The organism is Flavobacterium muglaense (assembly GCF_014305155.1).
Taxonomy (GTDB): Bacteria; Bacteroidota; Bacteroidia; order Flavobacteriales; family Flavobacteriaceae; genus Flavobacterium; species Flavobacterium muglaense.
Genome location: NZ_JACRUK010000001.1, coordinates 201621 through 226762, shown reverse-complemented (window position 1 = coordinate 226762; position 25142 = coordinate 201621). Strand labels below are relative to the sequence as shown.

24 protein-coding genes and 1 tRNA gene are annotated in these 25142 nt (G+C 34.9%); 16 read left to right on the top strand and 9 right to left on the bottom strand.

Annotated features, from left to right (window positions below; genetic code table 11):
• Positions 1 to 4: 4 nt before the first annotated feature.
• The 10 genes from mraY to H8R24_RS00985 all read left to right on the top strand — a co-directional run bounded on the left by mraY (position 5) and on the right by H8R24_RS00985 (position 11465).
• Positions 5 to 1234: a phospho-N-acetylmuramoyl-pentapeptide-transferase gene (mraY, locus tag H8R24_RS01030; protein WP_187016714.1), complete on the top strand. Its 1230-nt coding sequence runs from the start codon at positions 5 to 7 to the stop codon at positions 1232 to 1234.
• A gap of 1 nt (position 1235) precedes the next feature.
• Complete coding sequence (gene murD, locus H8R24_RS01025; protein WP_187016713.1) at positions 1236 to 2567, top strand: UDP-N-acetylmuramoyl-L-alanine--D-glutamate ligase; 1332 nt, start codon at positions 1236 to 1238, stop codon at positions 2565 to 2567.
• A gap of 68 nt (positions 2568 to 2635) precedes the next feature.
• Positions 2636 to 3925: an FtsW/RodA/SpoVE family cell cycle protein gene (locus H8R24_RS01020; RefSeq protein WP_187016712.1), complete on the top strand. Its 1290-nt coding sequence runs from the start codon at positions 2636 to 2638 to the stop codon at positions 3923 to 3925.
• Between the two features lie 40 nt (positions 3926 to 3965).
• Positions 3966 to 5054 carry an undecaprenyldiphospho-muramoylpentapeptide beta-N-acetylglucosaminyltransferase gene (murG, locus tag H8R24_RS01015; protein WP_187016711.1) on the top strand — a complete coding sequence of 363 codons (1089 nt, stop codon included), beginning with the start codon at positions 3966 to 3968 and terminating at the stop codon, positions 5052 to 5054.
• A gap of 68 nt (positions 5055 to 5122) precedes the next feature.
• On the top strand, positions 5123 to 6472 hold the full coding sequence (murC, locus tag H8R24_RS01010; protein ID WP_187016710.1) for a UDP-N-acetylmuramate--L-alanine ligase: 1350 nt from the start codon (positions 5123 to 5125) through the stop codon (positions 6470 to 6472).
• The gene (locus H8R24_RS01005; RefSeq protein ID WP_187016709.1) at positions 6459 to 7181 is read left to right on the top strand and encodes a cell division protein FtsQ/DivIB; all 723 of its coding nucleotides are present in this window, start codon (positions 6459 to 6461) and stop codon (positions 7179 to 7181) included. Before murC ends, H8R24_RS01005 begins: the two co-directional genes overlap by 14 nt.
• Before the next feature lie 7 nt (positions 7182 to 7188).
• The gene (gene ftsA / locus H8R24_RS01000; protein WP_187016708.1) at positions 7189 to 8568 is read left to right on the top strand and encodes a cell division protein FtsA; all 1380 of its coding nucleotides are present in this window, start codon (positions 7189 to 7191) and stop codon (positions 8566 to 8568) included.
• Between the two features lie 58 nt (positions 8569 to 8626).
• Positions 8627 to 10564: a cell division protein FtsZ gene (ftsZ, locus tag H8R24_RS00995; RefSeq protein ID WP_187016707.1), complete on the top strand. Its 1938-nt coding sequence runs from the start codon at positions 8627 to 8629 to the stop codon at positions 10562 to 10564.
• 313 nt (positions 10565 to 10877) lie between these two features.
• Entirely contained in the window at positions 10878 to 11327 is a 450-nt protein-coding gene (locus H8R24_RS00990; protein WP_187016706.1) for a GatB/YqeY domain-containing protein, read from the top strand.
• A gap of 64 nt (positions 11328 to 11391) precedes the next feature.
• Positions 11392 to 11465, top strand: a tRNA-Arg gene (locus H8R24_RS00985).
• 61 nt (positions 11466 to 11526) lie between these two features.
• On the opposite strand, the gene H8R24_RS00980 is transcribed toward H8R24_RS00985, so the two are convergent.
• Entirely contained in the window at positions 11527 to 11655 is a 129-nt protein-coding gene (locus H8R24_RS00980) for a hypothetical protein (protein WP_222617341.1), read from the bottom strand.
• 59 nt (positions 11656 to 11714) lie between these two features.
• Between H8R24_RS00980 and H8R24_RS00975 the strand changes: the two genes are divergently transcribed.
• Complete coding sequence (locus tag H8R24_RS00975) at positions 11715 to 12518, top strand: hypothetical protein (protein WP_225876748.1); 804 nt, start codon at positions 11715 to 11717, stop codon at positions 12516 to 12518.
• A gap of 56 nt (positions 12519 to 12574) precedes the next feature.
• Here H8R24_RS00975 and H8R24_RS00970 read toward each other — a convergent pair whose 3' ends face one another.
• The 8 genes from H8R24_RS00970 to H8R24_RS00935 all read right to left on the bottom strand — a co-directional run bounded on the left by H8R24_RS00970 (position 12575) and on the right by H8R24_RS00935 (position 21316).
• Positions 12575 to 13081: a tetratricopeptide repeat protein gene (locus H8R24_RS00970; protein WP_187016705.1), complete on the bottom strand. Its 507-nt coding sequence runs from the start codon at positions 13079 to 13081 to the stop codon at positions 12575 to 12577.
• A gap of 304 nt (positions 13082 to 13385) precedes the next feature.
• Entirely contained in the window at positions 13386 to 14048 is a 663-nt protein-coding gene (gene rpe / locus H8R24_RS00965; RefSeq protein ID WP_187016704.1) for a ribulose-phosphate 3-epimerase, read from the bottom strand.
• Positions 14049 to 14221: 173 nt separating this feature from the next.
• Positions 14222 to 14839, bottom strand: coding sequence for a hypothetical protein (locus H8R24_RS00960; protein WP_187016703.1), 618 nt, complete (start codon positions 14837 to 14839; stop codon positions 14222 to 14224).
• 458 nt (positions 14840 to 15297) lie between these two features.
• The gene (locus tag H8R24_RS00955; RefSeq protein WP_026707723.1) at positions 15298 to 16161 is read right to left on the bottom strand and encodes a sigma-70 family RNA polymerase sigma factor; all 864 of its coding nucleotides are present in this window, start codon (positions 16159 to 16161) and stop codon (positions 15298 to 15300) included.
• Between the two features lie 916 nt (positions 16162 to 17077).
• Entirely contained in the window at positions 17078 to 19219 is a 2142-nt protein-coding gene (locus H8R24_RS00950; protein ID WP_187016702.1) for a polyribonucleotide nucleotidyltransferase, read from the bottom strand.
• Positions 19220 to 19454: 235 nt separating this feature from the next.
• On the bottom strand, positions 19455 to 19721 hold the full coding sequence (gene rpsO, locus H8R24_RS00945; protein ID WP_144889279.1) for a 30S ribosomal protein S15: 267 nt from the start codon (positions 19719 to 19721) through the stop codon (positions 19455 to 19457).
• Positions 19722 to 19852: 131 nt separating this feature from the next.
• Complete coding sequence (locus H8R24_RS00940; RefSeq protein ID WP_187016701.1) at positions 19853 to 20827, bottom strand: energy transducer TonB; 975 nt, start codon at positions 20825 to 20827, stop codon at positions 19853 to 19855.
• A gap of 33 nt (positions 20828 to 20860) precedes the next feature.
• A complete protein-coding gene (locus H8R24_RS00935) occupies positions 20861 to 21316 on the bottom strand; it encodes a GAF domain-containing protein (protein WP_187016700.1) in 456 nt (151 codons plus the stop codon).
• A 72-nt stretch (positions 21317 to 21388) separates the two neighbouring features.
• Here H8R24_RS00935 and xrtF point away from each other — a divergent pair, with 72 nt between their 5' ends.
• The 5 genes from xrtF to H8R24_RS00910 are packed head-to-tail and all read left to right on the top strand — an operon-like array spanning position 21389 to position 25107.
• Positions 21389 to 21934 carry an exosortase family protein XrtF gene (gene xrtF, locus H8R24_RS00930; RefSeq protein WP_187016699.1) on the top strand — a complete coding sequence of 182 codons (546 nt, stop codon included), beginning with the start codon at positions 21389 to 21391 and terminating at the stop codon, positions 21932 to 21934.
• Complete coding sequence (locus H8R24_RS00925; protein WP_187016698.1) at positions 21915 to 22358, top strand: exosortase F system-associated membrane protein; 444 nt, start codon at positions 21915 to 21917, stop codon at positions 22356 to 22358. Before xrtF ends, H8R24_RS00925 begins: the two co-directional genes overlap by 20 nt.
• A 58-nt stretch (positions 22359 to 22416) precedes the next feature.
• A complete protein-coding gene (locus H8R24_RS00920; RefSeq protein ID WP_187016697.1) occupies positions 22417 to 23247 on the top strand; it encodes a restriction endonuclease in 831 nt (276 codons plus the stop codon).
• 39 nt (positions 23248 to 23286) lie between these two features.
• Positions 23287 to 24642 (top strand): MBL fold metallo-hydrolase, encoded by a 1356-nt coding sequence (locus tag H8R24_RS00915; RefSeq protein ID WP_187016696.1) that lies wholly within the window; start codon positions 23287 to 23289, stop codon positions 24640 to 24642.
• Positions 24643 to 24693: 51 nt separating this feature from the next.
• A complete protein-coding gene (locus H8R24_RS00910; RefSeq protein WP_187016695.1) occupies positions 24694 to 25107 on the top strand; it encodes an HYC_CC_PP family protein in 414 nt (137 codons plus the stop codon).
• Positions 25108 to 25142: the final 35 nt, after the last annotated feature.

The window sequence follows — 25142 nt, the reverse complement described above, 5'->3', positions numbered from 1 at the left end:
AAATATGCTGTATTACTTATTTGAATATTTAAACAAAACAATGAACATTTCTGGAACTGGTGTTTTTCAATACATCACTTTCAGATCGGCATTAGCGTTCTTGTTGTCATTATTGTTATCTACTGTTTACGGTAAAAGAATCATTAATTTTTTACGCAATCAACAAGTAGGTGAAACAGTACGTGAATTAGGATTAGCAGGTCAAAATGAAAAAGCGGGTACACCTACAATGGGTGGTTTGATTATCATTTTTGCAACATTATTGCCTGTTTTCTTATTTGCCAAATTGCATAATATTTATATCGTCTTGTTGATTGTAACCACTTTGTGGATGGGAACGATAGGATTTGTAGATGATTATATCAAAATTTTCAAAAAAGACAAACAAGGATTAAAAGGAATTTTCAAAGTTTTTGGTCAAGTAGGTCTTGGTTTAATTGTAGGTACAGTGCTTTATTTTAATCCAAGTGTTACCGTACGAACGGATACTGGTAAAACAGATGTTTTTAAAACGACGACCGAAAATGTAGTGTATCAAACACCGATAGAAGAGAAATCTACGGCTACTACGATTCCGTTTTTTAAAAATAATGAGTTCGACTATGCCGAATTATTAGCTTGGACAGGAGATGGTTATGAAAAATGGGCTTGGATTGTTTTTATACCGATTGTGATTTTTATTATAACAGCAGTTTCAAACGGTGCCAATTTAACAGATGGTATCGATGGTCTTGCGGCAGGAACCTCGGCTATATCGGTCTTGGCACTGGGTATTTTTACTTTTGTTTCTGGAAATATTATTTTTTCGAATTACCTAAATATAATGTACATCCCAAATTCGGGAGAGATGACCGTCTTTATAGCTGCTTTTACAGGAGCTTTAATTGGATTTCTTTGGTACAATTCGTACCCAGCATCAGTATTTATGGGGGATACGGGGAGTTTAACCATAGGAGGTGTGATAGCTGTATTAGCAATTGCAGTACGAAAAGAGATGTTGATTCCATTGTTGTGTGGGATTTTCTTGGTCGAAAACTTTTCGGTGGTCTTACAGGTAAGTTATTTCAAGTATACCAAGAAGCGTTTTGGCGAGGGAAGAAGGATTTTTTTAATGTCGCCTTTACATCATCATTATCAGAAGAAAGGCTATCATGAAAGTAAAATTGTAACTCGATTCTGGATTGTAGCTATAATGCTAGCTATACTTTCAATCGTTACTTTAAAATTAAGATAACATGAGATTAGTAGTATTAGGAGGAGGAGAAAGCGGAGTAGGGACAGCTATTCTAGGAAAGAAAAAAGGATACGAAGTTTTCGTTTCGGATTTTGGTAAAATAAAAGACAGTTACAAAGAAGTTCTGGTTAATAATGGGATTGCTTTTGAAGACGAACAACATACTGAAGAGCTAATTTTGAATGCCGATGTGGTCATGAAAAGCCCTGGTATTCCGGAGAAAGTACCAATAGTTAAAAAACTAGTCGAAAAAGGAATTCCTGTGATATCAGAAATTGAGTTTGCAGCTCCTTTTACAAAAGCGGTTACGATCGGGATAACAGGAAGTAATGGTAAAACGACCACAACAATGTTGACCTATCATTTATTGCAATCGGCAGGTTTAAATGTTGGTTTAGGAGGTAATATCGGTAAGAGCTTTGCTTGGCAGGTGGCGGATGATACGTATGATTCTTATGTTTTAGAATTGAGTAGTTTTCAATTGGATGGAATAATCAATTACAAACCGCATATAGCCATTATTACCAATATTAGTCCGGATCATTTAGACCGATACGATTATAAATATGAGAATTATATTGATTCAAAATTTAGAATAACAATGAATCAAACAGAGGATGATTACCTCATATATGACGCAGATGATGAAGCCATCACAAACTGGTTAAAGAGCAACAAAACAAGAGCAAAACTAATCCCTTTTTCATTGACTAAAACATTCACTGAAGGAGCATTTATAAAAAACAATAGTATGGAAGTATCAATCAACCAAGAGGAATTCAGAATGGAAACTGAAACAATTGCATTAGAAGGAAAGCATAATATGAAGAATGCAATGGCCGCTACCTCTGTGGCAAAGTTGATGCAAATACGAAAAGCAACAATCCGTGAGAGTTTGTCTAATTTTCAGGGAGTAGAGCACCGTTTAGAGAAAGTATTGAAAATCCAAAATGTGGAGTATATCAATGATTCAAAAGCGACGAATGTAAATGCTACTTTCTTTGCTCTAGATAGCATGAACTCCCCTACAGTTTGGATTGTAGGAGGTGTTGATAAAGGAAATGATTACAATGAGTTGATGGCTTTAGTTCGTGAGAAAGTAAAAGCAATCATTTGTTTGGGAGTGGATAATAAAAAAATTATTGACGCTTTTGGAAATGTTGTGGATATGATGGTGGAAGTAAATAATATGTCTGATGCGGTGCGAATGGCAAATCGTTTGACCGAAAAAGGAGATACCGTTTTATTATCACCTGCTTGCGCGAGTTTTGACTTGTTTGAAAATTATGAAGACAGAGGAAGACAGTTCAAAGATGCTGTGAAGAATTTGTAGTTAGTGTGGTATTATATGGTGCTATTAAATAGTTCTGTGTTGTAATAAATGGTTTTAAAGTTTTAATTATGAAGCAATTAATAGGTAATTTAAAAGGAGATCGAGTAATATGGTCATTTGTGGCTTTATTGGCTCTGTTTTCGTTTATGCCTGTTTTTAGCGCCAGTAGTAATTTGGCTTATTTAGGTCATGGTACAGGGAACACCTTAGGCTATTTGGTAAAACATTTGGCTCATATTTGTATCGGTTTTGGTATCATTTTCGTAGTACACAAAGTGCCTTACCATTATTTTAGAGCATTGTCAAAAATAGGATTGCCTGTTGTTTGGATTTTGCTTCTTTATACTTTGGTGAAAGGGACTGTTATCGCTGGCGCAAATGCGAGCCGTTGGATTCAAATACCTTTTGTTGGGATTACATTTCAAACCTCGACATTAGCTTCGTTGGTCTTATTTATTTTTGTGGCTAGGTATTTGTCTAAAACAAGAGAAGAACCTATTGATTTCAAAGAGTCATTAAAGGAGTTGTGGGCACCTGTTTTTTTTACTTTAGGTCTAATATTACCGGCTAACTTCTCTACAACAGCATTGATATTTTCAATGGTGTTGATGTTAGTTTTCATCGGGAAGTATCCCATTAAGTACATTGCTTTTATCGTTGGTTCAGGGATTGTTTTTTTAGCATTTTTTGTACTTATTTCAAAAGCGTTCCCCGAGTCTAGGTTTTTTAGTAGGGTAAGTACATGGAGTAGCCGAATCGAAAATTTTACTACTGATAAGCCCGATGAAGATGACTATCAAATAGAAAAAGCCAAAATAGCAATTGCCTCCGGTAGGATTTATGGATTAGGACCTGGAAAAAGTGTCCAGAAGAATTTTTTACCACAGTCGTCTTCTGATTTTATTTATGCCATTATTGTTGAGGAATATGGATTGTTGGGAGGTCTTGGGGTATTAACTTTGTATCTCTTATTGTTATTTCGATTTGTAATTGCCTCACATAAAGCAAATACGCTATTTGGCAAATTAGTGGTCATTGGTCTCGGTTTTCCCATGATATTTCAAGCAATGATCAATATGGCGGTTGCTGTAGAGTTGCTACCAGTTACAGGACAAACATTACCGTTAATTAGTAGTGGAGGTAGTTCAATCTGGATGACTTGTTTTGCGCTCGGAATCATTATTAGCGTTACTAAGAAGGATGAAGAAATAGAGGAAGAGTTAAAAGTTGCAGCTAAAAGAGAGGAAGCCCTTCAAAAATTAATTGATGATGAGTTAGCTTCAGAGGAAGTGTTAAATTCAGATTATTCGATCGAAGATAAAGCAGCCAATCCTATGGATGCGGTGCTAAATAAATAATAGATTATTGCGTACGTCTCAATAGTAATTTTAAATTAAAATGAAACAATACAAATTCATATTAAGTGGTGGAGGGACTGGAGGACATATTTATCCTGCAATTGCAATTGCTAATGAATTAAAAGTGCGTTTCCCTAATGCTAAATTCCTTTTTGTTGGAGCCAAAGACAAAATGGAAATGCAAAAGGTGCCACAAGCGGGTTATGAAATAAAAGGATTGTGGATTGCAGGTTTACAGCGTCAGATTAATTTAAAAAATGCAATGTTTCCGTTTAAACTCATTAATAGTTTATGGAAATCAAGAAAAATTATAAAAGATTTTAAACCTGATGCAGTTATAGGAACAGGTGGTTTTGCTAGTGGACCATTATTACAAATGGCAAATACAATGGGAATTCCTACTGTTATTCAAGAACAAAATTCTTATCCTGGTATCACAAATAAGTTGTTGAGTAAAAAAGCAAGTGCAATTTGCGTGGCTTATGAAAATTTAGAACGCTTTTTTCCAGCAGAGAAAATGGTGTTGACAGGAAACCCTGTTCGTCAAGATTTAATTGATATCGAAAGCAAAAGAAATGATGCTATTGCTTATTTTAATTTAGATGCTAATAAAAAAACACTACTAGTTCTTGGCGGAAGCCTTGGTGCTAGAAGAGTAAATCAACTGATAGAAAAAGAAATGGAAAATATCCTTTCTCAAAATGTTCAGATAATCTGGCAATGCGGGAAATTATATTTTGAATATTATAAGAAATACAATTCGCCTCAGGTACAAGTTGTTTCTTTTATCGAAAAAATGGATTTTGTTTATGCTGCTGCAGATGTTATTATTTCTCGCGCAGGAGCTTCATCGGTTTCAGAGTTATGCATCGTAGGTAAGCCAGTAGTTTTTATTCCGTCTCCTAATGTAGCTGAGGATCATCAAACAAAAAATGCAAAAGCAATTGTAGATAAAGACGGAGCTATATTATTGAAAGAATCCGACTTAGATACGCAGTTCGCAACGGTTTTCCAATCGCTTATCAATGACAGTACAAAGCAACAACAGCTGCGTACAAATATTAAACAATTAGCACTACCGCAAGCTACAAAGCAAATTGTAGATGAAATTGTAAAGTTAATTAAGTAGTAAAAGTAGAATTATAAAAGGCAGTTTGTTTTTTCTAAATAGTCAATAATTAGATCTAAAAAATAAAGATGAATTTAAATCAAATACATAACGTTTATTTTATAGGTATCGGTGGTATCGGTATGAGTAACTTGGCTCGATATTTTAAGAATATTGGGAAGCAAGTTGCGGGTTATGACAAGACGCCTACAGCTTTGACTAAAGAATTAGAGCAAAGTGGTATCGCAATTCATTTTGAAGATAACGTAGCTTTAATTCCGAAAGATTTTAAAGTCGAAAACACCTTGGTGATTATAACGCCAGCTGTCCCTAAACTACATTCAGAGTGGAATTATTTCTTGGATAATGCCTTTGAAGTAAAGAAAAGAGCTGAAGTTTTGGGGATTATCACCAAAGATACGTTTTGTTTTGCTGTAGCGGGAACGCATGGAAAAACAACAACCTCGAGTATTTTAGGCCATATTTTGTATGAAAGTGGTGCCGATGTTACTGCCTTCATAGGTGGAATAGTCGAAAATTACAACTCGAACTTAATAGGTAGCGGTAAAACGATTACTGTAGTAGAAGCAGATGAGTTTGATCGTTCTTTCTTGCATTTACATCCTAATATTGCCTGTATAACATCAATGGATGCAGATCATTTAGATATCTATGGAACAAGTGATGCAATCGAAGAGTCGTTTATAGAATTTGCAGATAAAATACAAGACAAAAGCAAGTTGTTTATCACTACTGATCTGCCGTTAAAAGGGGTAACAGTAGCGGTTGATGAGGATTCCGTGTATACGGCGTTTAACGTGCGTATCGATAACGGAAGCTATGTATTTGATATAAAAACACCAAAAGGGATTTTAAAAGATTTCCGTTTTGGATTACCAGGACGACATAATTTGATGAATGCTTTAATGGCTATTGCAATGGCTGAGATATTCGGCACCCCAACCGATGCAATTGCAACAGCCTTAGCTTCATTCAAAGGAGTGAAAAGAAGATTTTCATACCAAATTAAGTCAGATAATTTAGTATATATTGATGATTATGCACATCATCCTACTGAGATTGATGCCGTTCATCAAGCAGTGAGAGAGCTGTATCCAACTAAAAAAGTCTTAGCTATTTTTCAGCCTCATTTATTCAGTAGAACAAAAGATTTTGCTGATGATTTTGCGGCAAGCTTGTCAAAATTTGACGAACTGCTTTTAATGGAAATTTACCCAGCACGCGAGTTGCCTATTGAAGGAATAAACTCAAGTTGGTTATTGAATAAAATAGACAATCAACATAAAAAATTAGTTTTAAAAGAAAACATAATAGCAAATATATTAGAAAGTGACGCGCAAGTAATTGTAACAATTGGAGCAGGTGATATTGGAGAAATGGTTGTATCGATAAAAGAAGCACTAAATGAAACTATTTAATTGGACAAATATAAGATTGGTTCTCATGTTCGGATTAGTAATTTTCCTGTTTTCGTTTACATCAAATCGAAATGATAAGAGAAAACTTAAGAAATCCGTAGTTGTTTTTGTAGGAGATGACGCTCTTTTTATCAAAAAAGAAACGGTTAATAAATTGTTAATAGAAAATAAATTAAATGCTTCAAGCATTGAAAAAGATGGGTTAGCTTTGAATAAGATAGAAAAGATGCTGAATTCAAATGCTATGATTGAGAAATCAGATGTATTTGTAAGTATTGATGGTGTCCTAAAAGCAGTAGTAAAACAAAAGACTCCGGTTGCTAGAGTTCTGGAACAAAACAACTCTTTTTACATTGACTATGAGGGTGGTGTGATGCCATTGTCTGATAATTTTACGGCTAGAGTTTTGTTGGTTTCGGGTAAATTTAACAAGCATAATAAGCAGGAGTTATCCCAATTATTTAAGATGATTTATGACGATGATTTTTTGAAAAAAAACATCATTGCCATTGAAATTATGCCCAATGGTAGCTTAAAAATGTTCAATAGAAATTATAATTATCAAATTGATTTTGGTAGAATGGTGAATGTCGAGCAAAAATTTAAAGATTATAAAGCCTTTTTTCAAAAGGCAGTTGTAGATAGCACATTGTATAAATATAAAAAGATTGACCTGAGATTTACGAAACAAGTAGTTTGTACAAAATAAATAGATAATGGAAAAAGAGAATATTGCAGTGGGTCTAGATATTGGGACTACCAAGATCGTTGCCATGATTGGTAAAAAGAACGAGTATGGTAAGTTGGAAATCTTGGGAGTTGGTAAATCCAAAAGTTTGGGTGTAGCCAGAGGTGTGGTTAATAATATTACACAAACAATACAGTCTATTCAACAAGCAATACATGATGCAGAGATCAACTCAGGCTATAAAATTAAAGATGTTGTTGTAGGGATTGCAGGGCAACACATTCGTAGTATTCAACATACAGACTATATCAGTCGAACAAATCCTGAAGAAGTGATTGGCGGCGCAGATATTCAATTGTTGATTGACCAAGTGAATAAATTGGCCATGTTGCCAGGAGAAGAAATTATACACGTTTTGCCGCAAGAGTTCAAAATTGATGGGCAATCTGAAATTAAAGAACCAATAGGAATGTACGGTGGAAGACTAGAATCTAGTTTTCACGTTGTTGTTGGGCAAGCCTCATCGATCCGTAATGTAGGTAGATGCATTCAAAGTTCAGGTATTGAATTGTCTGGATTAACCTTAGAGCCATTAGCATCATCAGATGCGGTTTTAAGTCAAGAAGAAAAAGAAGCAGGTGTTGCTTTAATTGATATAGGTGGTGGAACAACTGATTTGGCTATTTTTAAAGATGGAATTATTCGCCATACAGCAGTAATCCCCTTTGGAGGAAATGTGATTTCAGATGACATTAAGGAAGGTTGTTCGATCATTGAAAAACAAGCCGAGTTACTAAAAGTAAAATTTGGTTCAGCTTGGCCAGGTGAAAACAAAGACAACGAAATTGTTTCTATTCCAGGATTAAGAGGAAGAGAACCAAAAGAGATTTCTTTAAAAAACCTATCCAAAATAATTCATGCACGTGTTGTTGAAATTATTGAGCAGGTGTTCACAGAGATTAAAGCGTATGGTCATGAAGATCCTCGCAAGAAATTAATTGCAGGAATTGTTTTAACCGGAGGAGGAGCGCAGTTAAAGCATATCAAACAACTGGTAGAGTATATTACCGGAATGGATACTAGAATTGGATATCCTAACGAACATTTAGCAGGCGACTCTGATGAGGAATTTTCAAGCCCATTATATGCAACTGCAGTTGGTCTAGTAATGAATAGTATTGAAAATAAAACGCAAAGCGCCGTTAGAAAGGAAGAAACTCCAAAACCCAAGCCTACTGCTTACAGAACTCCAATAGTAGAAAGCTATGAGGATATGAGGGTAGACGAAGAAGAGGAGCGCATTGTAGAGGATCTCAAAAAAGAAGAATCTACAGGAGACAAAATAAAAAGATCGTTTTTTGATCGCTATGTCGATAAAATAAAAGATTTTTTAGATAACGCAGAATAGGGTTTTAAACCCAACTATATAATAAAACAGTAATAATTAATATCAAAAACCAAATAAAATGATGAGCAACTCAGAATTTGGAAATATTTCATTTGATTTACCAAAAAATCAATCAAATGTAATCAAAGTAATTGGTGTAGGTGGAGGTGGTAGTAATGCTATAAACCACATGTTTAAACAAGGAATTAAAGGGGTAGATTTTATCGTTTGTAATACTGATTCTCAGGCATTACAAAGTAGCGCCGTTCCTAATAAAATCCAGCTAGGGGTAAACCTTACCGAAGGATTAGGAGCTGGAGCAAACCCTGATGTTGGTCAACAATCAGCGATTGAAAGTATAGCCGAGATCGAAAAGATGTTAGACCGCAACACAAAGATGGTTTTTATCACTGCAGGAATGGGTGGAGGTACCGGAACAGGTGCTGCGCCAGTAATTGCACAATTAGCCAAAGAAAGAGAAATACTTACTGTAGGGATTGTAACACTTCCATTCTTGTTTGAAGGGAAAGTGCGTCAAGAGCAAGCTAAAATTGGTATTGAAAAACTACGTAAACAAGTAGACTCATTAATTGTGATCAACAACAATAAATTGAGAGAAGTGTATGGAAACCTTGGTTTCAAAGCTGGATTTTCAAAAGCCGATGAAGTTTTAGCAACAGCCTCTAGAGGTATTGCCGAAGTAATAACACATCACTATACTCAAAATATCGATTTGCGTGATGCTAAGACCGTATTGTCAAATAGCGGAACTGCAATCATGGGATCAGCAATTGCTGAAGGTGAAAACAGAGCTAAAGAGGCAATCGTTTCTGCTTTAGATTCTCCATTATTAAATGATAACAAAATAACAGGTGCCAAAAACGTATTGTTGCTCATCGTTTCTGGCTCTAATGAAATCACTTTAGATGAAATAGGAGAAATCAATGACCATATTCAAAATGAAGCAGGTCACAATGCCAATATTATTATGGGTGTTGGTGAAGATGAAACTCTTGGAGATGCTATTGCAGTAACTATTATTGCAACTGGTTTTGATATTGAACAACAAAACGGAATCGTAAATACGGAACCAAAAAAAATAATACACGCTCTTGAAGACGAGCAAAGCAATGTTTATAATTTATCTAAAAACGCTGTTCCAGCTTTTGACTTAGAGACAGAAACACCTAAAGCAAACAATGAAGAGCGAATCGTTTTTGATCTATTAGAAGACAAAGTAGCTCCAGCACCTATTGTTCCAGTTCCTGGTAACGAGGAGTTGTTAGCAATGTCTGAATTTATTAAAAACATAGACGTAACTTTTGAAATCGTTTCTCCAATAAAAGATATCGATTTTACTTTTACAACTCCAAAAGCACCAGTAGCTATAGAAGTAGAGCAGCCAAAAGCAATTGAAAGACAAGAGCAAACTACTTTTTCGTTTGATTTGCCACTTTCAAAACCAGAACCTGTAGTAGAAGAAGTGAAAGAAGAGAAAGTTTTGTTTGAACTAACAAATGAAACACGCGAAATAAAAGTAAACCAACCAGTTCAATTTGTTCCAGTAACTGAATTGTCAGACAACGGAATCATCAAATATTCTCTGGAAGAGTATATGGAAGTTGAAAACGAGTTTATATCTTCAAAACCAGTTTCTAAAGTCGTAGAAGAGGTAGTTCCTGCAGAGATGAACATCACCATGAAACAAGTAGAGACTACTACAAATACAGCCTCAAAACTTGAAGAAGTGTCTCCAATGGAAATGACAATCGAAGAAACTTTGAAACTTAGAGCTGAAGAAAGAAGAAAAAAATTAAAAGAATTCAATTACAAGTTTCATAACAATGTTTCTAAAATTGATGAGTACGAAAAAGAACCAGCATATAAAAGATTAGGAATAGACATCTCAAATACACAGTCTACAAATACTAATTCTAGAATATCAGTTGGAACAGATAGTAACAATGATTTGCAATTGCGTTCAAATAATTCATATTTGCACGACAACGTAGATTAATTCTCGAATAACAATTAGGATCTAGCCCGAAAATTGAATTTAATTTTCGGGTTATTTTTTTTATCTTCGCACGGCATTAAATACAAGTATGAATTTGAGCCTTAATCCAGCTGTCGTTTCAAGCTTTTTGTAAAAAATGTTTTTTTATAAGCCCTTAAAAGAGCTTCTAAAGTCGCTTTTTAAGGTCAATAAAAAATACATTTTTCCCTGCAAAGGCTTTTCACTACCATCTGGGGCAAAAAAAAGAATAGCGTTTTAATAACAACAATCCATAGCCGATTGCATAATTGGTTAATCAAAAAAATAAAGAATTATGAGTTTATCAACACAAATCATGGACGAAATGAAAACTGCCATGAGAGCCAAAGATACAGTAGCATTAGAAGCTTTAAGAGCAATCAAATCGGAGATTTTATTAGCACAAACAGCATCTGGCTCTAAAGAAGAAATTTCAGAGGATGACGAGGTTAAATTATTACAAAGATTAGTAAAAACACGTAAAGAAAGCGCTAGAATCTTTACAGAACAAAATCGTTTAGACTTAGCCGAACCAGAATTGGCACAAATTGCAGTAATCGAGAAGTTTTTGCCAGCACAATTAAGTGTAGCAGAAATAGAAGCGGTAATTGCAAAAATCATTGCTGAAACTGGAGCGTCTGGAATTGCATCTATGGGTAAAGTAATGGGATTGGCTTCAGCTCAATTAGGAGGAACTGCCGAAGGGAAAGTGATTTCTACTCTAGTTAAAAAATTATTGGTATAAAAAAAAATAACGTTGATTTACGGCTTTAGATATTGATTTTAATACCGTAATCAATAATTATTTTGGCTGTGTAGTTCAACTGGATAGAATATCAGATTTCGACTCTGAGGGTTGCAGGTTCGAACCCTGTCGCGGCCACAAAAAAAAAGCCTCTAAATTAATTTTTAGAGGCTTTTTGTATAAGTCTAGATTGAGGTTTTTAAGCTAGCTGTGTTATTGGTTCTGTTTGTTTAATCCACAGGATTTCACCATTTTCTAGTACAACGTCTATATGGTCTCCTTCTTTTACTTCGCCAGCAACTATTTTTTTGGCTAATGGGCGTCGCAAATGACTTCGAATAATGCTTTTGATTGGTCGTAGCCTTGGAGACTGATAATAATATATATTTGGATGTAGATACTGTTGTAGATACTTTTAATAATCATTATGAGATAAAGGAGTATAAAGATGGTGTTGTGGAGGAGGGGAGTGCTGTCCTTAGGACTGGCGGCGTATCTCGATTTGATAGTAGGAGTGCTTCAGAATTACTTCAAAATGTTTTGGATTTGTTGAAAGATGAGAGTTCGTCTTTTTCAAGTCTCGGAAAAGATTTTATGAATAGTTCGCTGGTTGAGATCAATCAGTTACTGGCTTCGGTAGAGCAACAAGCTAAAGAGAGCAATTTTTCTAAAAACAGTGCGCCCTACTTAATGATTAAACCTAAAATTGACGAAACTACAGGTAAATCCTTCTCTATAAACTATTGGTCAACTTGTGCAGAGGAAGCAAATGATATTAAAGCAGGGACAATACTTGAAGCGAAAGATGATTTGTATTTTGCCAGTCATAAAGTGACTTTGATGACTAACACCGTAGGTGGCTTAAATAAGCAAAATAATAAGAACCGAATTTTGGCCTATCGCAATGCTTTATTAACTCGAGGACGTGTTGTGACTTTTGCCGATATAAAAGCATTTAGCTTCAGTCATTTTAAAGGTTGTGTAACTGAAATTAGAGTGGAAAAGGGTACGCGCAAAGAGATTTCTTTAAAAGAAGGATTTAGCCGTACGGTGGATATTCATTTAAAAGTAGACGAAGTTGAAAAAGGATACCTATCGCCAACAGAATGGGATTACTTATGCGAAAGTTTTATGAAAAATTTAAAAAATAGGTCGTCTAATGTTTATCCTTATCGCTTATTTATCGAATAAAAATCTGATCACACAATATGTGGTGTTAAAAAGAGCGATTGTAAAATCGCTCTTTTTTATTTGCATCTGTTCTTGATATAGTCAAAGGGATAAGGAAATCCCAGCTCTCCAGCTTTGTGTAAGTCAATACAGCCGCTTTCTTGTTGATTCATCTTGAATTTTAATTCAGCTCTGTCGTTATATGCTTTGCTAAATAAAGAGTCTAGTTCTATTGTTTTGCTGTAGTCTTCTAGTGCTCCGTCAAAATCTTTTAGATTGTTTTTGCTGATAGCTCTTGAGTAATATGCTTTGCTTGATTTGGGATTAATGGCAATTGATTTCGTGTAATCATTGATTGCTTCAGTATATTTTTTTTGGTTGTTTAGCAGTAATGCTCTAGCGTAAAATGCTTTTTCATAGGTTGGATCTAGTGCGATTGCTTGAGTGTAATCCTTAAAAGCTTCTTTATTATTTTTAAGTAGCTCTTGATTCTTTGCTAAACGATAGTAATCCTCTGCCGACTTTGTTTGGCTATACGAACAAAGTACAGTAAGCAATGCAAATGCAATATAAATTTTATTCATTAATATTCTGGTATTAAGTGTAATAGGATTGTCTTTGTAAATTGGGTATTATTTACAAATGTCAGAATATATTTTTTGATAAACAATAGGCAAGTAAATTGATTTTATGTTAAAAAAATAGGTTGCTTTTCGGGTTTCTTTATGGTATGTTCTTTATTTTGATTCAAAAATAAGATTTCTATAATTGTGATGGGATGCTCGGTGTACTAATTATGGCTATTTGGTGTGATTTAGAATAGCTGTTTTACGGTATAAAAAGTGTTAAAAAAAAGTCCATCTTTTTGGAGATGGACTTTTAAGAGTTTTATAGCGTTGTCAATTTTTTCAAATCGGCAATTGTGGTAGTAGGATTTTCGGCTTTAAATACATAAGATCCTGCAACAAGAACGTCAGCTCCTGCTTCGGCCAGTTGTTTTGCATTTTTATTGGTTACTCCACCATCAATTTCAATAATAGTGTTAGCGCCTTTGCGGTTGATTAATGCTTTCAGCTTTTTTACTTTGTCGTAAGTGTTTTCTATAAACGACTGTCCGCCAAATCCGGGATTTACGCTCATGATGCAAACCAAATCAATGTCATTGATCACATCTTCTAGTAAGTCAATATTTGTATGTGGGTTTAAGGCAACTCCAGCTTTCATTCCTTCGGCCTTGATTGCTTGAAGTGTACGGTGTAAATGCGTACAAGCTTCGTAGTGTACACATAAAATATTAGCTCCTAAGTTGGCAAACGTTTTAATGTAACGGTCGGGGTCAATGATCATCAAGTGAACGTCGATTGTTTTTGTAGCATGTCGCGAAATGGCTTCAAGTACGGGCATTCCAAAAGAAATATTGGGTACAAAAACACCGTCCATGATGTCAATATGAAACCAGTCGGCTTCACTGTTGTTAATCATTTCGATATCGCGTTGTAAGTTGGCAAAATCAGCTGCAAGTACAGAGGGTGCGATTAATGTATTCTTCATAGTAGTTAAAGTAAGTGTTGTTTTTGCAAAGATAGTTTTTAAAATAAAAATCTGTATCAGATTACGTTAAAACTAATTGTTGCTTTAATTTAAAAGAAGAAATAAAAAAGACAGTTTATACTAACATCAGAATGCTATAAATAAACGGTCTTGAATATGTTGAAAAAAGTAAATTAATCTAATTTAGATAATTGCAGTTTTTTCATGTACGATTTTAATTCGTCTAATGGTATTTTTTGACCTTCTAAGCTTACTTGAAAACGGTCATTGTAAATATAAGTAATCGATGATGATTTGTAAGCATCAGGATTGGTGTCGTTTTCCGTTTGGGCTCTTATGCCGTCGATTACTTCTGTTTTCTTGGTTGTGGTATTATCAATGGATTCCATATCCATTGCAATTGCCATATGGGTCATTGCAATTAAAGCACTACCAGATTCACCAGCTCCGTCAAAAATATTGATTTTGATGTTTTTGCCAGCTTGGTCTCCATAAGTAGCTTCGGCTGAGCTGAGTCCTACCATAGCGGCGTTTCCTGCGGTGTAGTTAATTCTTTTTAGGTTTTCAAAAGTCTCTGTGAGTACTTCTTTGTAAACTTCATTTTTAACAGGTTCAGTAGTTTTTAGCTTTTCGGTTTGTTTTTGGTATTCTTTCAAGTCGTTTGCTGCCTTGCTGAGTTTGTTGACACTCTCAACCGATTCCATAAGACTAGGTTCACTATTATTTTCATTTTCTTTGTTTTTACATGCAATGATGCTTAGTAAAGACAGTGCTACAATTAGTTTTTTCATATCTATTTTCTGGTTTTTAGAAATAAAGATAGGAATTAATGTGTTTGTATGTAGTGTTTTAGGTTGAATTATTGTTAACAAATAAGATTTTGTAAAAAAATAGTTGTTGCGTTATGGTGGTCTAGTATTTCAGAAGGATAAGTGCTATCGGGACGCTTGTGGTATTTTTAAAAATAAAAGTCCGGAAACCCGAGAGCTGTGCTGGAGCAGACCGAGAGCTGTGCTCGAACAGACCGAGAGTTTTATTGATAAAAAATAAAACTCCGGAAACCCGAGAGCTGTGCTCGAACAGACCGAGAGTTTTATTGATAAAAAATAAAACTCCGGTAATCAGCCGGAGTTTCAATCATCAATCAAAAAACGAACAGTCAATCAAACTGTTGTTCATTTTGAATTAAAAAAAATAAATATTTACTTTTGCAAATGCTTTAAAAATTTTAATTGAGGTGTATTTTATATTAACCTAGATAGGTTTTAAGTATTTTACTTCTAGAAGTATGTTTCAATCTGCGGATTGCTTTTTCCTTGATTTGACGTACACGCTCACGAGTTAGGTCAAATGTTTCACCTATTTCCTCAAGAGTCATTGGGTGTTGATCACCAAGACCAAAGTACAAACGTACCACATCTGCCTCACGAGGAGTCAATGTTTCAAGTGAACGCTCAATTTCAGTACGCAGTGATTCGTGAATTAATTCTCTGTCTGGATTTGGAGACTCTCCAGAACGCAATACATCGTAAAGGTTAGAATCTTCTCCTTCAACAAGAGGAGCATCCATTGAAAGGTGACGACCAGAGTTTTTCATAGACTCTTTTACGTCATTTACCGTCATGTCAAGTTCTTTTGCAATTTCCTCAGCAGATGGTGGACGCTCGTTAGATTGCTCTAATAACGCATACATTTTGTTGATTTTATTGATAGAACCAATTTTGTTTAATGGCAAACGTACAATACGAGATTGCTCAGCAAGTGCTTGTAAAATCGATTGACGAATCCACCATACAGCGTACGAAATGAATTTGAAACCACGAGTTTCATCAAAACGTTGTGCTGCTTTTATAAGTCCAAGGTTTCCTTCGTTAATTAAATCGGGAAGAGTTAATCCTTGATTTTGATATTGTTTTGCTACCGACACGACAAAACGTAGGTTGGCTTTTGTTAATTTCTCTAGGGCTCTTTGATCCCCAGCTTTAATTTTCTGAGCTAATTCTACTTCTTCATCAGCGGTGATAAGATCAACTTTTCCAATTTCTTGTAAATATTTGTCTAATGATGCAGTTTCACGATTCGTTACCTGCTTGGTGATTTTTAGTTGTCTCATGTTTTTGTCTCCTCTAATTTTAAGTGTACAAATAGTTATACGGATGGAGTTACAAAAAAGTTACAAAAAATTAAAAAAATAATTTATTTTAGTGTAATCCTGAGCGAAGTCGAAGAAGGGCATTCCCTTCGGTCGGGTTATTCGCTTTATCTTTGATTCCATTGCATTTCATCAAAGGATACCGCTGCTATCCCTAATGCAGTTTGGAGGTTAAAAATGGCTATTGCTCTTAAAATTGAACCCTTTAAATTAATCAAAGAGCTGAAAAAAGATTTAGATAATGTTATTTAATTTTTAGTTTTGAATTATAACACGATAATTACAGACTTTGCATTTTTTGTGATGTGTAATGTACTTTTTTTTATCCATCTTTTTTGGCGACTAATACTCTAAACCGTTTGTCACGCTGAAAGCGTCTTGTTAAAGTTGCTTAGCTATTGTTTGACTCTTTTCAAAGTGATAAATTTTGTGGCTATTAGGTCACTATATGAGCGTTGCAAATCAAATTCAACATTGTTATTCCGGGAGGGGTCGCAAGTTGTACTAAAACTAGTAATTGGGCTCACTTGAAGTTGCAAATAGGAAATTCTTGGTTCGTGTGAGATGTTTTCAGCGTGACAAACTTTGGGAGAAATGAAATTTGGAGGAGAATGCGTTTCATGAACCATGAGTCCGCATGAGGGATTACTTCACTTAGCTTTTATTTTTATAGGTGTTCAGTGAACTGCGTTTGAAGCATGCTATCGAAGTAGCGCGTAAAGCCCGACGGCAGCAAGGATAAGGGGCTTATAACAAGTGATAAAAGTGAGGCCCTTATTTTTGCTGGCGGCATGCCCGAATTAAAAGCAAAAATCCCGTTTCAAATAAATGAAACGGGACTTCTTATAAATAAACCTTTAGTAAACTTAAGATCCGATTACTCTTTTTTCTCCTCACGTGGAGGTCTTGGTAAAAGTGCTTTTCTGGACACTTTTTCTTTTCTAGTTTTTGGATCCATACCTAAGTATTTCACTTCAAAAACGTCACCCATGTTCACTACATCAGAAACATTTTCTGTGCGTTCCCATGCTAACTCAGATACGTGTAATAAAACTTCGTTTCCTGGAGCTGATGTGTATTCTACAACCGCACCAAAATCTAGCATTTTGATTACTTTCACTTCATAAGCCTCGTTCATTTGAGGTTTGAAAGTGATTGATTTAATCTTAGCTAATACTGCTTCAATTCCAGCAGGATCAGTTCCTAAAATTTCAATAACTCCTTCTTCAGTAGCAGGATCTTCGTTGATAACGATTGTTGTTCCAGTAGTTTTTTGTAATTCTTGAATCACTTTTCCACCAGGTCCGATCAATGCACCAATGAAAGCATTAGGAATTCTTCTTGTAATAATTTTTGGAGCGTATGCTTTAACATCCTCTTTTGGAGCTGCTAAAGTATCGATTAATTTACCAAGGATATGCAAACGACCGTCACGTGCTTGAGCAAGTGCAGCTTCCATAATTTCGTATTTTAATCCATCAATTTTGATGTCCATTTGACAAGCAGTGATTCCTTCAGAAGTTCCAGTTACTTTAAAGTCCATATCTCCTAAGTGATCTTCATCACCAAGAATATCAGACAATACAGCGTAACGATCACCATCAGTAATCAATCCCATTGCAATTCCAGAAACAGGACGAATCATTTGAATACCAGCATCCATTAATGATAAAGTTCCAGCACAAACAGTTGCCATAGAAGATGAACCGTTAGACTCTAATACTTCAGATACAACACGAATTGTATAAGGACAATCAGTAGGAATCATGTTTTTCAACGCTCTTTGAGCTAAGTTTCCGTGACCTACTTCTCTTCTTGAAGTTCCTCTTAAAGGACGCGCTTCACCAGTTGAGAAAGGAGGGAAGTTGTAGTGTAAGTAGAATTTTTCTTCACCTTGTTGTGATGGAGAGTCGATTTGGTTTGCTTCTCTAGATGTTCCTAAAGTTGCTGTTGCCAAAGCTTGAGTTTCTCCACGTGTAAACAATGCAGATCCGTGTACAGATGGTAAGTAATCTACTTCACACCAGATATCTCTAATTTCTGTAGTTTTTCTTCCGTCAAGACGCGTTCCTAAATCTAGGGTTACGTTACGAACAGCTTCTTTGTTGGTTTTTTTGAAGTATTTAGAAACTAAATCTCCATCAACTGCTAATTCTTCTTCAGTAAACAACGCTTTTACTTCGTCTTTTACTTCTTCAAATGCAGCTGTACGTTCTTGTTTAGAAGAACCTTTGCTAGCGATAGCGTAAATTTTATCGTAAGACGCTGCCTTTACTTTAGCGTAAATAGCTTCATCTTCTCTTTCTCCCTCGTAGGTACGAACTTCTTTTTTACCAAAAGCAGCTTGCAAACGTAGTTGAGCCGAAATTTGGTTTTTAATATGTTCGTGAGCAAATTTAATTGCTTCAAGCATTTCTGCTTCTGAGATTTCTTTCATTTCCCCTTCTACCATTGCGATAGAGTCCATAGAAGCACCAATCATCATATCGATATCAGACAATTCTAATTGAGCACGGCTTGGGTTAATAATGAATTTTCCATCAACTCTACCAACTCTAGCCTCAGAGATTAATGTTTCAAAAGGAATGTCAGACAAAGCTAATGCTGCTGATGCTGCAAGACCTGCAAGTGCATCTGGCATAACATCATCATCATGAGACATTAATTGAATCATCACCTGAACTTCAGCATGGTAATCATCTGGGAAAAGCGGACGCAATACACGGTCTACTAAACGCATTGTTAATACTTCGCTATCACTTGGTCTTGCTTCTCTCTTGAAGAAACCACCAGGAAAACGTCCTGCTGCAGCAAATTTTTCACGATAATCTACCGTAAGTGGTAAAAAGTCGATACCTGGACTTGCTTTTCTTGAAGATACTACTGTTCCTAAAATAACAGTTTTACCTATTCTAATTACTACAGATCCATCAGCTTGCTTCGCTAAACGACCTGTCTCGATTGTGATGTTTCTTCCATCACCTAAATCGATACTTTCTACAAATAATTGTGGAATCATAAATTTAATTTATTAGTTAAACATGGGTTCTAGTTGTGTTGTAGTTGTTGTGTGCGTAGTTAATGCCTAAAACCCAATGAAAAACCAAACTTTTTTTATATGCCATTATATTCTAATAATGACTTTATGTTGTTTTACCTGTTCTAAATCCTTTTTACTCAGGATGTAATCGAACCGTAAAATTATGAACTGTAAAAACAAAAAGAGGCACTTGCGCACCTCTTTTTTATATTGATTATTTTCTGATATTCAATACTTTGATAATCTCACGATATCTGTTAATTTCTTTCTTTTTCAAGTAGTCTAACAATGATCTTCTTTTACCTACTAGCAATACTAATGAACGCTCTGTATTGTAATCATGACGATTTTTTTTCAAGTGCTCAGTTAAGTGGCTAATTCTGAAAGTGAATAAAGCAATTTGTGCTTCAGCTTTTCCAGTGTTTGTTTTTTCTCCGTGTTGTGCGAAGATCTCTTCTTTAATCTCTTTAGTTAAATACATTCCAATATTTGTTTAATGATTTTTATGTATGTCTAGCATCTATTGTTAGACGGGTGCAAAAGTATTACTTTTTTTTGAAAAGGGGATTAAACTTTACCTTTTTTTATAAAATTAATTACAGTGCTTTTGTTTTATTTTGCTTCAATTGTGATTGGAATAGAATAAAATACGCTAACTGCAATACCTCTAACTTTGCCTGGGATCCAGTTTTTCGCTTCATTTATAATGCGAATGGCTTCTTTTCCTGTTTCATAACCTATGTCGCGAAGTACCACGGGGTTTGTTAATTTCCCGTTTTTATCTATAATAAAAGTCATGTAAATACGTCCGCCAAGTCCTTCTACTTTTGGGGTGTTAAAGTTATGGGCAATGTAATTATAAAAACTATGCATTCCGTTCTCAGGAACTGCTTTTTCTAAAACTTGGGTGTAGTTATATTTTAAATTGTTATAGTCGGTACTTGTTCCGCTGACGCATTTTCCGTTTTCGTAGTTTTCTATGAAGGAAGCCTTTAGTTTAGTTGATGTACCTCTCCAAATTCCGTTTCGAACTCCATTTTTTATTTCTCCTTTTTCAGAGAAAGCATTCATGTTACTTTCATCGGGATATGTTAAGTCCTCTGTCTTTTCGTAAATTCCGTTACCGTTGATTACGGTTTGATTATTAGTTGCGTCCCAAGATTGATTTATTTTGTAATCGCTTGTTTTTTCTTTGTTGTTAGCAATAAATTCAGCTTCCAGTTTTAAACTTCCAGTGTCATACCATTCATACTGCTTTCCTGTTTTTTTTCCATCTTCATAGGTGCACATTATCTTTCTTTTCCCATTTTCATGGTAATACACGCACTGACCTTCCATGTGCAGGTAGTCTTTATTTGAGGACTTTCCGGTCATTTGTGTTATTCCAGATTTAAAGTAGTCATTGACTGTGTAGTAATCTTTCTTAGAATAATAATCGTTGACTATTCTATAGTATGTGTGGTTTTCTTCATCGGTTTGATTCCATGTTGAATCAAGATAGATTAGTCGGTTTACTGGTTTTGTAACTTGCGAGAATGAAAGGCTTGTGAATAGTATGAATGCTATTAGAAAAATGTTATTTTTCATAAAATTGTTTTTACGGAAACAAAGTTAGGATTTTTAATACAATTTTGCAATTTCCTGATTTACAAACTCTAAAAAGCGTTCGTCTTCTTCTGTAAATGGATCAATTACATGGCTGTCGATATCAATTTGACCAATATTCTTTCCGTCTACGAATAAAGGGACTACAATTTCTGATTTTACTGTGAAGCTACAAGCGATGTAATTGTCTTGCGTGGCAACATCTGGGACAACAAAGTTTGCATTTGATTCGGCAACTTGACCACAAATTCCTTTTCCAAACGGTATTACGGTATGATCTGTTTCGGCACCTACATAAGGTCCTAAGTGTAATGTTTTTGCTTCGTGATTAGCAAAGTAAAATCCTACCCAGTTGTAATATTCAATATTAGCGTTTAGTAATTGGCAAATGGATAATAGTTTTTCGTCTCTTGATTGTGTGTTATTCGTTGTTATTTCGGTAACCTTTGGCTTTAATTCTTGAAATGTCATTTTGTTTGTTTTTATACAAAAGTATTTAAAGTCCTTATTTTAATTTGTATTAAATTTGTTAAAAAACACATTTTGAGAAAATATTTTACTTTGTATAAACCTTTTTTGCTCTTTTTGGCAAAGTTTTTTTTAACCTATATTTTTTTAGCTTTTGCATATCAATTATTTTTAAATCGTTTTGAGTACCATGAAACCGACTCGATTACACGAATAGTAGCGCAACATACTCAACAATTTTTACAGTTTTTTAATGCAGATGTAGCGCTTGATGAAACAACTGCCGATGGTTATATTAAGTTGTTTTATAATCATACTTATATTGCTAGATTAATTGAAGGTTGTAATGCAGTCAGTATTTTGATTTTATTTGTGTCATTTATAGTTTCATTTTCGGGAAAATTAAAAACAACTTTTTTCTTTATTCTTGGCGGAAGCTTGTTTATTTACCTTCTGAATGTTGTGAGAATCGCTTTGTTGTGTGTTTTAATTTATAATTTTCCGGCTCAGGAGTCTATGCTTCATGGGGTGTTTTTTCCATTGTTTATCTATGGCGTTGTGTTTCTTTTATGGGTAATTTGGGTTAATAAATATTCATTATATGCTAAGAAATCTACTTAATAATAAATACAAGTTTTTTGTGGCGGTATGTTGTGTACTGCTACTGGTGTTAGTGCGTGTGTATGAACAACAATTGTTTTATGATCCTTTTTTGAGTTATTTTAAGTCAGAATTTAATGCGCTCCCGTTGCCTTTGTACGATGGATTTGGGTTGTTTTTTGGGTTGTTATGTCGTTATGTTGCAAATTCAGTCTTGTCTTTGATCTTGATGTATATTTTATTCAGCGATCTCGAGATGATAAAATTTATTTCCTTCTTGTATGTTTTTTTGTTTGGAGTGTTGATCGCAGTTTTTTTTGGGGTTTTATATTTTTCGCAAACTGACAATCCACTTTTAATCTTTTACATTCGTAGATTTTTGATTCAACCAATTTTTGTATTGCTGTTTGTTCCCGCTTTTTACTATCAAAAAATGAATAAGTAATTTATTTTCAGTACCTTTAAGTGAAGTTAGATTATTGCTTTCTTAATAATTATAGGGTATGAAAATAGTGAAAAATTCAGGTGAGATCGTTGATTTTGATTCGGATAAGCTTAAGGCTTCCTTGTTAAAGTCAGGAGCGAGTCTTGTTGCGGTAGAGGATATTTTAAATAAAATAAAGCAAGAGCTTTTTGAAGGCGTTTCGACAAAGCATATTTATAAAAGAGCTTTTTTATTATTAAAAAAAGAAGCCCATTCTCATGCAGCGCGCTATAACTTGCGAGCAGCAATTCTCGCGCTTGGACCTGCTGGCTTTTTCTTCGAAAAGTACATTGCAAGACTATTTGACGCCGAGAACTTTACAACCAGCAATAACTTGACTTTGCAAGGAAAATGTGTATCGCATGAAATAGATGTTGTGGTGAAGAAAAATAATGAGATCGGTATGATCGAATGTAAATTCCATTCTAGTAAGGAAGCGGCCTGCGATGTCAAGATTCCGTTGTATGTTTTTTCAAGGTTTAATGATCTAAAAGATAGGAATCAGCCCATTTTTTCGAATAAAGATAGCATATCAAAATGTTGGATTGCAACAAACAACCGGTTTACGGGGGATGCGATTAGTTTTGCCAAATGTTCTGGGATCAATTTATTGAGTTGGGATTACCCTAAAAATAATAGTTTGAAAACTAAAAATGACATTGATTGTCTTTATCCAGTAACTTGTTTAACCACTTTGTCTATTGCCGAAAAAGGTAGATTGTTAGTATTGGACGTGATCCTTGCGAAGGAGTTGATGAATAATACAGAGGCTTTAGAAAAAATTAGTTTGAGTTCAAAAAGGATTATAAATGTATTGAAAGAGGTTAGAGAATTGTGCCGATGTGCATAAGAGTAAAGAGGCTAATTGTTTTATTTATAAGTAGAAATCATGAAAGTAACATTTATAGGTGGCGCGGGTACAGTAACGGGATCAAAGACTTTGGTGGAAAGTAAAGGGGTTCGGGTTTTAATAGATTGTGGACTTTTTCAAGGAATAAAACCTTTGCGGGAGCTCAATTGGGGTGATTTGCCTGTACTGGCTTCTACCATTGACTATGTGTTATTGACTCACGGACATTTGGATCACTGTGGTTGGCTACCTAGGTTAGTGAGTCAAGGTTTTAAAGGCAAAATTTATTGTACCAATGCGACTAAGGATGTTTCAAAGTTGATTTTGTTGGATAGTGCGAAAATTCAAGAAGAAGAAGCCCGAAAAGCAAACAAAGAGAAATATTCTAAACATGAAACGGCTGAGCCACTTTATACAGTAGCTCAAGCTGAAAAAGTATTGCCTCTTTTTCGAGTAGTTAAAACCAATGAAACGCTAGTTTTGGATCCTGAGATTGAAGCGGTGTTTACAAATGCAGGTCATATTATAGGAGCTTGCACTATTGAGCTTACAATTGAAGATAAAACACTGGTTTTTTCGGGAGATATTGGTCAAGATGATGATGTGCTGATGTTTCCGCCCGTGAAGCCTCATAAGGCAGATTATGTTTTTTTAGAAAGTACTTATGGCAATCGAATTCATCCTGAAACGGATGCCAAACTAGAGTTGGAGCTATATATTAATAGTACATTTAAAAATGGTGGAACGGTTATCATTCCTTCGTTTGCTATTGAGCGAGCTCAGAGTATTATGTATTTATTGTGGAAGCTTAAAACCGAAAATAAAATTCCAGACATGGATTACATCGTTGATTCTCCAATGGGTGTACATGCATTTTCGATTTTTTTTGATAATCTAGGTACTCATAAATTGTCCATGGAAGACTGTGTCGCGATGAGTAAAATGTTTGTGATTATCACGGATTATAAGGACACCATCGAAGCAATCTATGATAAAAAGCCTAAAGTGGTCATAGCGGCCAGTGGAATGGTAACGGGAGGCCGGGTTTTGAGCTATCTAGAGCGGTATATTGGTCTATCTGAAACAACTGTGGTGTTGGTGGGGTATCAAGCCGAAGGTACTCGTGGGCGAAAGTTACTGGAAGGTGCTCTTGATGTAAAAATTCATGGAAAATACTATGCAGTTGCCGCCAAGATAGTAGAAATTGAAGGTTTATCTGCTCATGGGGATCAAATGGATTTATTGAATTGGCTTTCCAAATTAGAAAAACCACCAAAAAAAGTGTTTTTAGTGCATGGTGAGAATCAGCCGGCAGATGAGCTGCGCATCAAAATTAACGAACATTATGGGTTTGATTGTGTGATTCCCTTAATGGGTCAAGAATTTGATTTATAATTTTTTAGTGGTTTTAACAGTTGTTTTTGATTTAAATACTAATTTTGCAAAATGAAGTTTAATAAACACATTAGCTTATTTTTAGCCCTTTTCTTATTGGTTTCCAATTTGGGATTGTCCTTTAATGTGCATTATTGTGGCGAAAAAATTTCATCAATTGCTCCTGTGTACATGACTCCTGTTGTGGTAACTCAAAAAGTCGAAAAAGATTGTTGTGGTGTTATTCTAGAGAAAAAAAAGAGCTGTTGCAATGACAAGGTGGTTGTTATTCAGAAAAAAGCTGAAAATGTAATTATCAAGGCTTTTACGTTTTCTACTATAAATCAGCTGATGCTCTCGGATTGGAGCCCGATCATTTTTACAAAAAAGTACTTTTTTAAAAACAATAGAGCAGTTGCTTATTTTTGCGACGCTCATGCTCCTCCCTTTTTTAAATTATACAAGCAATACATTTTTTACGCTTGATTTTAATATTTTCTAAAAAGAAGACTGCTTTATTC

What these genes read in the sequence shown, in the direction of transcription:
- murG (WP_187016711.1), top strand. Translation starts at nt 3,966, where the DNA reads ATGAAACAATACAAATTCATATTAAGTGGTGGAGGGACTGGAGGACAT.
- rpsO (WP_144889279.1), bottom strand. Translation starts at nt 19,721, where the DNA reads ATGTATTTAACTAAAGAGATTAAAGAAGAGATCTTCGCACAACACGGA.
- H8R24_RS01005 (WP_187016709.1), top strand. Translation starts at nt 6,459, where the DNA reads ATGAAACTATTTAATTGGACAAATATAAGATTGGTTCTCATGTTCGGA.
- H8R24_RS00970 (WP_187016705.1), bottom strand. Translation starts at nt 13,081, where the DNA reads ATGAATAAAATTTATATTGCATTTGCATTGCTTACTGTACTTTGTTCG.
- H8R24_RS00925 (WP_187016698.1), top strand. Translation starts at nt 21,915, where the DNA reads ATGCTAAGAAATCTACTTAATAATAAATACAAGTTTTTTGTGGCGGTA.
- H8R24_RS00990 (WP_187016706.1), top strand. Translation starts at nt 10,878, where the DNA reads ATGAGTTTATCAACACAAATCATGGACGAAATGAAAACTGCCATGAGA.
- H8R24_RS00950 (WP_187016702.1), bottom strand. Translation starts at nt 19,219, where the DNA reads ATGATTCCACAATTATTTGTAGAAAGTATCGATTTAGGTGATGGAAGA.
- ftsA (WP_187016708.1), top strand. Translation starts at nt 7,189, where the DNA reads ATGGAAAAAGAGAATATTGCAGTGGGTCTAGATATTGGGACTACCAAG.
- H8R24_RS00915 (WP_187016696.1), top strand. Translation starts at nt 23,287, where the DNA reads ATGAAAGTAACATTTATAGGTGGCGCGGGTACAGTAACGGGATCAAAG.
- H8R24_RS00935 (WP_187016700.1), bottom strand. Translation starts at nt 21,316, where the DNA reads ATGACATTTCAAGAATTAAAGCCAAAGGTTACCGAAATAACAACGAAT.
- H8R24_RS01020 (WP_187016712.1), top strand. Translation starts at nt 2,636, where the DNA reads ATGAAGCAATTAATAGGTAATTTAAAAGGAGATCGAGTAATATGGTCA.
- murD (WP_187016713.1), top strand. Translation starts at nt 1,236, where the DNA reads ATGAGATTAGTAGTATTAGGAGGAGGAGAAAGCGGAGTAGGGACAGCT.
- ftsZ (WP_187016707.1), top strand. Translation starts at nt 8,627, where the DNA reads ATGATGAGCAACTCAGAATTTGGAAATATTTCATTTGATTTACCAAAA.
- H8R24_RS00955 (WP_026707723.1), bottom strand. Translation starts at nt 16,161, where the DNA reads ATGAGACAACTAAAAATCACCAAGCAGGTAACGAATCGTGAAACTGCA.
- H8R24_RS00940 (WP_187016701.1), bottom strand. Translation starts at nt 20,827, where the DNA reads ATGAAAAATAACATTTTTCTAATAGCATTCATACTATTCACAAGCCTT.
- murC (WP_187016710.1), top strand. Translation starts at nt 5,123, where the DNA reads ATGAATTTAAATCAAATACATAACGTTTATTTTATAGGTATCGGTGGT.
- H8R24_RS00960 (WP_187016703.1), bottom strand. Translation starts at nt 14,839, where the DNA reads ATGAAAAAACTAATTGTAGCACTGTCTTTACTAAGCATCATTGCATGT.
- H8R24_RS00910 (WP_187016695.1), top strand. Translation starts at nt 24,694, where the DNA reads ATGAAGTTTAATAAACACATTAGCTTATTTTTAGCCCTTTTCTTATTG.
- rpe (WP_187016704.1), bottom strand. Translation starts at nt 14,048, where the DNA reads ATGAAGAATACATTAATCGCACCCTCTGTACTTGCAGCTGATTTTGCC.
- H8R24_RS00920 (WP_187016697.1), top strand. Translation starts at nt 22,417, where the DNA reads ATGAAAATAGTGAAAAATTCAGGTGAGATCGTTGATTTTGATTCGGAT.
- mraY (WP_187016714.1), top strand. Translation starts at nt 5, where the DNA reads ATGCTGTATTACTTATTTGAATATTTAAACAAAACAATGAACATTTCT.